Here is a 7,068-nt window from a genome sequence, read left to right as displayed (position 1 = left end):
AGTCCATCCAAGAAAGCCGCACCCAGTCTGCCGAGGAGAACGCCGCCCGTCTGCGGGAAATCGAGGAGCTGCGTCAGTCCATCCAAGAAAGCCGCGCCGAATTTGCTGAACAAGCTGCTGCTCAGGCTCAAAGCTTGCGAGAGCTACAGCAAGTTGTCAGCGAGACCCGCTCTGACTTAGCTCACCTTGCCGAGTGGGCAGAGGAAGTGACTCAAGCTCTGGTTACCCTCACCGCCCTACAACGAGAGCACGAACGCGCCATCCAGGCCATCAACCAACGGCAAGCGGAAACGGATCAGAGGTTCAACGTTCTCCTTGAAGAAGTGCGCTACCTGATTCGCCGGCAAGGCTCTGACGGAAATTCTCCCCCCTCGTCGGCCTGAGCACTGGGATCCCTTCGGAACTGCGAAGACAGTCCTAATCTTCATCCACTTCCCACTCCAACAGGTGTGCATAGGGAGCCACCAAGTGGGGAGCATAAAAGGCAACGGCTCGAAGGGCATGCCAGTCTTCCAAGCAGCCAAAGACGGTCGGATACTCATTGCGCTCCAACCGCTCTGCAATTGCCGCCACCTCAGCTTCGGTAAACTGGCGGGGATCCATCCCCTTAGCAGGGGCTTCCACTTTGGACTTGGATCGGGCAGACATAGGCAGCCTGAACACGCTACAAGCCGATCTTAGCCTCTTCCTTTTTGCCCGGCCGACTTTGAAAAAACTTGACACACTCCCCACCTCAATCGCTTGCTTCTTGCGCAGTTGTGAGGACGGGGCTTCAGACCCAACTTTTGGGTAAGCCAACCCCTGTTCTCCCGAAACTCTGAAAAGGGATCCCCATTCCTCCAGTTTCGTGGCAAGGTGAGGACAGATACCGCATCGGAGGCTGCTATGGAGAGCAAGATCCCCGCCCGCGATGTCCAAGTTGCCCTTATCGGCCCGTCCACGCTGGTTCTCCGCTCCCGCACCTGGGATCGCCTGAAGTTTGAGCTGGAATACGCTCGGCAACGGGGCACCACTGCCAATAGCTACCTCATCCAGGCCCGCCAAACCCTTCTCATCGATCCTCCGGGGGAATCGTTCACCAGCATCTTTTTAGAAGAGCTGGCCCAACACCAGTACCTACAGCGGTTGGACTTTATTTTGCTCAGCCACGTCAACTTTAACCGCATTGCCACTCTCAAAGCCCTATTGCCTCTGGCTCCCTACGCGATGGTGCTCTGCTCCAAACCGGGATCCATTACGCTACGGGCCGCCTTTGAAGAGATGGATCCCTTGCCCCGCAGTCGCGACGAAGAGGAAGCCGCCGATCTGGGCATTTTCTACAATGGCGACCAGTCTTTCCGTTTGCGGGTCATCCGAGATGGGGATCGCCTGGATTTGGGGGAAGGGCATGAGTTGCACTTTCGCACCGTGCCCACGCCCCGCCACCCAGATGCCCTCTGTACCTACGATCCGGCCACCGGGATCCTCTACACCGATAAGCTGTTCGGCGCCCACGTGTGCGATGAGCAGGTGTTTGACGAGCATTGGCGGCAGCTCAGCGAAGACCGTCGCTACTACTTCGACTGCTTGCACCGCAACCAATTGCCCCAGGTGAAGGCAGCCCTGGCCAAGTTGGAAGAATTTCCCGCCCAAATCTATGCCCCTGCCCACGGCCCCTTGGTGCGCCACAGCCTGCGGCGCTTGCGGCTGGACTACCACACTTGGTGCGAGGAGGATCCCGGCGAGCAGCGGGTAGCTCTTCTGTACACTTCTGCTTACGGGAATACAGGTTTGATGGCCATGGCCATAGCCCAAGGGTTGGAGCGGGCCGGCGTTAAGGTGGAGCGGATCAACTGCGAATGGGCCACCCCGGAGGAGATCGCCCAAGCTCTGGAGCGCTGCCAAGGGTTTGTTATCGGATCCCCGACCTTGGCCGGCCATCCTCCTGTGCAGATCCAAACCGCCCTTGGCATCATCCTTTCTTCGGTTCCCACCACCCGGTTAGCCGGGGTTTTCGGCTCCTACGGCTGGAGCGGAGAAGCGGTGGATCTCATCGAGAGTAAGTTGCTCAATGCCGGCTTTTCCTTGGGGTTTGAGACGATCCGCGCCAAGTTTAAGCCCACCCCTGAAATCCTAGAAGCCTGTCAAGAGGCGGGATCCCAGTTTGCTCAGGCCCTGCGCAAAGCCAAACGAGCCCGCGCCCCTCGCCAAACCAGCAGCGAAACTCAGGCGGATCGGGTTGGGCAAGCCCTGAGCCGGGTGGTGGGATCCCTGTGCGTAGTTACCGCCCTGCAAGGAGAGACCCGCCGCGGCTTCCTCACCTGGTCGGTGGCCCAGGCTAGCTTCAATCCACCAGGGCTAACCCTGTCGGTGAACAAGGAACAAGAAGCCGAATTGCTGACCTATCCCCAGGCACCCTTTGTGCTCAACATCTTGCGGGAAGGCAAAGGTAGCAACTTGCAGCGGCACTTTCAGCGGCCCCAGCGCCCTGGAGAAGATCGCTTTGCCGGCTTGGCCACGGCCACTGCTGAGAATGGCTGCCCCATTTTGTTGGATGCCTTAGCTTACCTGGAGTGCCGTGTGAAAACTTGGATGGACTGCGGGGATCGCTACCTGGTCTATGCCGAGGTGGAACGGGGCAAGGTGCTGGATCCCACGGGGGTTACGGCCATGCGGCGGGGGTAGTGTATTGGAGAACAAAGAATTTCGATAATCCAGTCGGGTGCTGCGGTGAAGTCATCTTCTGGCTCGCCTGTTTCACTGAGGCGAATTCGATCCCACGCAATTACAGCAATATCGGGAACAATGGAACGACCGGCAAAAGTGCATCGCAATTCGGGTAGGGCAGTATAGTCGGTGGTGCTGCCGTCAACCTCAGCCACGAGGCGTTTTTGCAAAATGGAGTGGCGGACTTTGGGCAGCGGTTTTTGAATGGCAACTCCATCCACGTACTCCCATGCCGGAGAATCTTCTATGTGAGGCAACTTGAGGAAGTCTTCAAGAGTGAGAGCCAAATCTAGGCGAGTTGTCATAGGTTTAGGCAAAGCCCCCCCGGATCCCTGCCAGTAATGTATCCCAAAGCGAGGGGAAGAAGTGGAATTAAAATTGCGGCAATTCGGGTAGATGTAGCGTAAAAGTCGTCCAACCGGCAGAGCTGTTGACCTCAATGGATCCCCTCAGTTGATCCACCATTTGTTTCACCAAAGCCAAGCCCAGACCGGTGCCCCCTTCTTTCCAAGGATCATGGCTGGGGATCCGGTAAAAACGCTCGAAAATGCGGGTGAGCTCCTCGGCCGGGATCTCCCGGCTGTTGCTGACCTCTACAACGCTGCGACGGCTTTCGGTTCCTATCCGTAAGCGGATGGATCCCTGGCCGGGGGTGTATTTCACAGCGTTGTGCAGGAGCTCCCGCAGGATACGCCCCAAAAGGAGAGGATCTGTGGTGATGCTGCTCTCCAGAGGCACGTTGGCTTGAAAGGTTTGCCCCTTAGTACGGGCGCGTTCGCCAATAGCCAACAGCAAATCCCCCAACAAGGCTTCCCAGGTCAGCGTTTGCAGATTCAAAGCATAGGCTCCTGCCTCTAGCCGCTGCAAATCCAACAGGTCATTGATCAGCTCGATCTCCCGTTGGCATTCCCGCTGGGCGATGGATAGGTACTGGGCCTGCTTCTCCCTCGCAGGGGCAACTTGCAGCATGTGCAACGCCATTTTCATGCTGGCTAGAGGAGTGCGCAACTCGTGGCTGACGGTGCTGATAAAGTCATCTTTGAGGCGGTTAAGGCGCTCTAGGGCTTGCACCTGCTCTTGGGCAGCTCGGAATAGGCGCGCCTGCCTTAGGCCGATAGCACATTGATTGGCCACTTGAGCTACGAGATTCATTTCCTGCTCATCAAAACTTTCCTCGCTGCTGCGAAAAACCCACAGATCCCCCAAGACTTGCTCCCCATCCCGCAGAGGGCAGACCAAGACTGATCCTTGGCGGGGGTCGTCAGGAAGTAAACAAAATATGCAGGGCTCTCCTCGCAACAACTGGGCGTAGAGATCTGGATATTGGGCAAAGGGAATACAAGTATGCAAGGCCGACCCCAAGCGAGGACAATACTCGTAGCTGATGGCGGAAAGGGTGAGATCGGCGTTGTAAAGGCCAATATCGCAGCCATCTGCATTTAGGTTTTCTCCCAGCTCGCGCAGAGCGGTGTTGAGAATTTCAGCTTCATCCAGAGAGTCGCGCACCCGGTCAGTGATGCGTTTCAGCAGGGCCTCAAATTGCAAAGCCCGCTCCAGCTCCGCAGTGCGCTGCCGCACTTTTTCTTCTAGCGTTTGCTTTAGAGCTTTTACCTGCTCGTACAACTGAGCCTGTTGCAACGCGATAGCCAACTGGTCGGTCAGCTTCTGCAAAAGCTCAATTTCCCACTCCTGCCACGGGCGGCTGGATTGGCAGTGCTGCGCCACCAAGAGGCCCCAAAGGTCTTCACCCTGTCGGATTGGGATCACCAAGTTGGCCTGGGCCTGGAAAGATTCCAAGAGTTGCCGATGGCAGGGATCCAAACTGGCTGTCGCCACATTGTCGATGGCCTGCACAAAGCCCTGTTGGTACTTGCGATAGCAGGGATCCTGGCGAAAGCAAGCATCCCACACGGAGCGGCCCAAGTGGCTGGGCCAGGGATCCAGCACCGCCTCGGCAGCTACCCATCCCCCTATGCCGTCCTGTAACTGGTAGATCATCACCCGATCCACCTGGAGAAACTCTCGCACTTCCGCCGCCGTGGTCTGCAAGAGGGGCTGCAAGTCCAAGTTCTCGCGGATGCGGCGCAGCAGGGATCCCAGGAGTCTCTCTCGCTCTGCCTCTTGCAGCAGCAGATCCTGAGCCTGCTTAAGAGGCGTTATGTCCACAACAACGCCACAGACGGCATAGGGATCCCCCTGGCAATCTCGCAGAGCAAATTTGGTAACCCACTGGCTCAATTGCTTGCCATTGCGGGAAAAAATCCGCTCGTAGCTGACAGGATCCGGAGATTGGAGAGCTCTCTGATCCTGCTCTCGGAACTCGCGGGCCTCTTCGGGAGTGAAAAGCTCATCATCCAGCTTGCCAATAAGTTCTCCGAGCTCAGAACCTCTCTGTTGTAGATAAAACCTGTTGGCGTGAAGATAGCGCCCCTCCAGGTCTTTGAGGAAGATGGAAAAGGGGATGCTGTCCAGAATAGCCTTAAGCCGAGCTTCGCTTTCTTGTAGAGCCAGCTCTGCTTCTTTCTGCTCCGTAATATCTTCGGTAATGCCAACAATACGGATAACCTCTTGCTGTTCGTTCAAGATGGGTCGGCAAGAAGTACGCAGCCAGCGCAGCCTGCCATCCCGATGGAAAAGGCGGTAGGTGATCTGCTGGGCTTCTTGAGTGGCTCGGGCGGCCGCCTGCAGTACCCTTGGCAGATCTTCGGGATGGATCCTGTCTTTCCAGAGATCTGGCTTGCGGCGAAACTCTTCTGCTGTGTAACCCCAGATCTTCTCGCTTTGGGGGCTTTTGTAGAGAGACTGGCTCAAGTCTGCAGAATACACAAAGAAAACCACCGGTACAGCCTCTGCAATTTCTCGGAAGCGGGCTTCGCTCTCTCGCAAAGCCAGTTCCACCTGCTTTTGTTGGGTGATATCGCGGGTACTGGAAACGATCCCTTGCACAGAGGGATCCTCCAAAAGATTGGTGCAGAGGCTCTCCAGCCACACCCACTGGCCGTCGGCGTGTTGGGCCCGGTAAATAAAGCTGAGTGTCTCGCCAGGTCGAGCCTTGAGTTGCTCAAGAGCATTAGCAACGTTCTGCCGATCCTCGGGGTGAACCCAATCCAAGGGTACGGCCTCTCCCTGATTGGGAGCACGCCCCAAAATTTTCTCAGCAGCCGGAGGATTTAAGGTATGCAGCAGACCTTGGGCATCGATCCGACACAAAATGTCGTGGCTGTTGTTGAGGAAGGCGCGAAAACGCTCTTCTTGTTCCCACACCTCCTGTTCCAGCCGCTTTTGTTCGGTGATATCTAGGACAATGCCGAGAAGTCCCAAACCTTTAGACTGATCCTGAAGCTTTACAGCGAAGCGATAGGTGTAGCGCTCCTGGCCTTGAATCATTTCCTTACCTTCGAATTGGCAAAACCCTTGCCGCTCTACGTCGGATAGAACTTGAGAGGTGTACTCCAGCCAGTGAGGATATTCTCGAGCTGCCTCCTCCAGAGAAGTACCCAGCAGATCGCCAAACCAGGCGCGGTCAGTGGCATTTTGCAAAATTAGCACTCCCTGGGGATCCCTGGCCCACACCGCCAATGGCAGGGCATCCAACAAGGTGCGCAGTTGGGCCTCCCGCAGCCGCAGGTTTTCTTCCAACTGTTTCTTCTCGGTAATGTCTCGGCCCACGCCGCGAATAAACTGCAAGCGGCCCCGCCGGTCAAAAATGCCTTGGTTGATCCACTCAAACCACCGCACCTGCCCCGCTGCATCCGCCACTCTGCTAATCCGGGTAAAGGTGGGCTGCTGAGGGGTAAGGTGGGCTATCTTTTGCTGCGCCTGCTCCTGCTCTTCTGCCAGCAGCACGTCGATCCAGCGCCTGCCCCGCCAATCCCCCAAGATTTTCTGGCAAGCTTCGTTACATTCCACCACCGTCGTATCTGCACGCGCCAGCATGATGACATCGGGAAAACCCACCTGATCCCGCTGCAGCCAGCGCTTTTGCCAGTACATCACCACGGCCAGTGAGGATCCCCAAAGGAGCAGCCAAAGCCATCCGGGCAGAGTGTTCCAGTTGAGTAAGGTAAGCAGGTTGACCAGATCCCAGGAGGCGCTCATGAAGGTTGTCGATTAAGTTAAGTTTAGAAAGTGTCAAGGAGTACGCTGCTTTTCGGTAGCATTTCTAACCCAGGATCAAGCACTGTGCCAACAATTCCCCATCTCCCCGAAAAGGAGAGCAAAGTTTGAGTCTACTGGAACGGTGGGGCAGTATCCTCGAAAAGGGGGCTTTCAGCTAGAAATCGCAGGAGCCCCGCACTGTACCCGTAGGGTCAGTGTCGGGAGGAATGCGGAAGTTATGATAGAACCATGACCCAAGTCCTG

The 7,068-nt window shown here is 56.5% G+C and carries 3 protein-coding genes and 2 pseudogenes; 2 read left to right on the top strand and 3 right to left on the bottom strand.

What is annotated here, in order from left to right:
- Positions 1-383: pseudogene (locus tag ACVWZJ_RS13995) on the top strand (hypothetical protein); the annotation flags it as partial.
- Between the two features lie 34 nt (positions 384-417).
- Here ACVWZJ_RS13995 and ACVWZJ_RS13990 read toward each other — a convergent pair.
- Positions 418-648, bottom strand: a complete 231-nt coding sequence (locus ACVWZJ_RS13990) for a DUF2555 domain-containing protein (RefSeq protein WP_414350197.1) — start codon at positions 646-648, stop codon at positions 418-420.
- Between the two features lie 237 nt (positions 649-885).
- Between ACVWZJ_RS13990 and ACVWZJ_RS13985 the strand changes: the two genes are divergently transcribed.
- Positions 886-2,664, top strand: a complete 1,779-nt coding sequence (locus ACVWZJ_RS13985) for a flavin reductase (RefSeq protein ID WP_457396466.1) — start codon at positions 886-888, stop codon at positions 2,662-2,664.
- A gap of 14 nt (positions 2,665-2,678) precedes the next feature.
- Here ACVWZJ_RS13985 and ACVWZJ_RS13980 read toward each other — a convergent pair.
- Together ACVWZJ_RS13980 and ACVWZJ_RS13975 are read right to left on the bottom strand one after the other, a co-directional pair.
- Positions 2,679-3,011, bottom strand: a pseudogene (locus ACVWZJ_RS13980) (Uma2 family endonuclease); the annotation flags it as partial.
- A gap of 67 nt (positions 3,012-3,078) precedes the next feature.
- Positions 3,079-6,804, bottom strand: a complete 3,726-nt coding sequence (locus ACVWZJ_RS13975; protein ID WP_457396464.1) for a PAS domain S-box protein — start codon at positions 6,802-6,804, stop codon at positions 3,079-3,081.
- Positions 6,805-7,068: the final 264 nt, after the last annotated feature.

It is taken from the genome of Thermostichus sp. OS-CIW-29 (genome assembly GCF_054058195.1).
This window is presented reverse-complemented; position numbering and strand designations above follow the sequence as displayed.

Bases quoted from the DNA above. Each gene is read 5' to 3' on its own strand.
- ACVWZJ_RS13990 (WP_414350197.1), bottom strand. From the start codon at position 648: ATGTCTGCCCGATCCAAGTCCAAAGTGGAAGCCCCTGCTAAGGGGATG.
- ACVWZJ_RS13985 (WP_457396466.1), top strand. From the start codon at position 886: ATGGAGAGCAAGATCCCCGCCCGCGATGTCCAAGTTGCCCTTATCGGC.
- ACVWZJ_RS13975 (WP_457396464.1), bottom strand. From the start codon at position 6,804: ATGAGCGCCTCCTGGGATCTGGTCAACCTGCTTACCTTACTCAACTGG.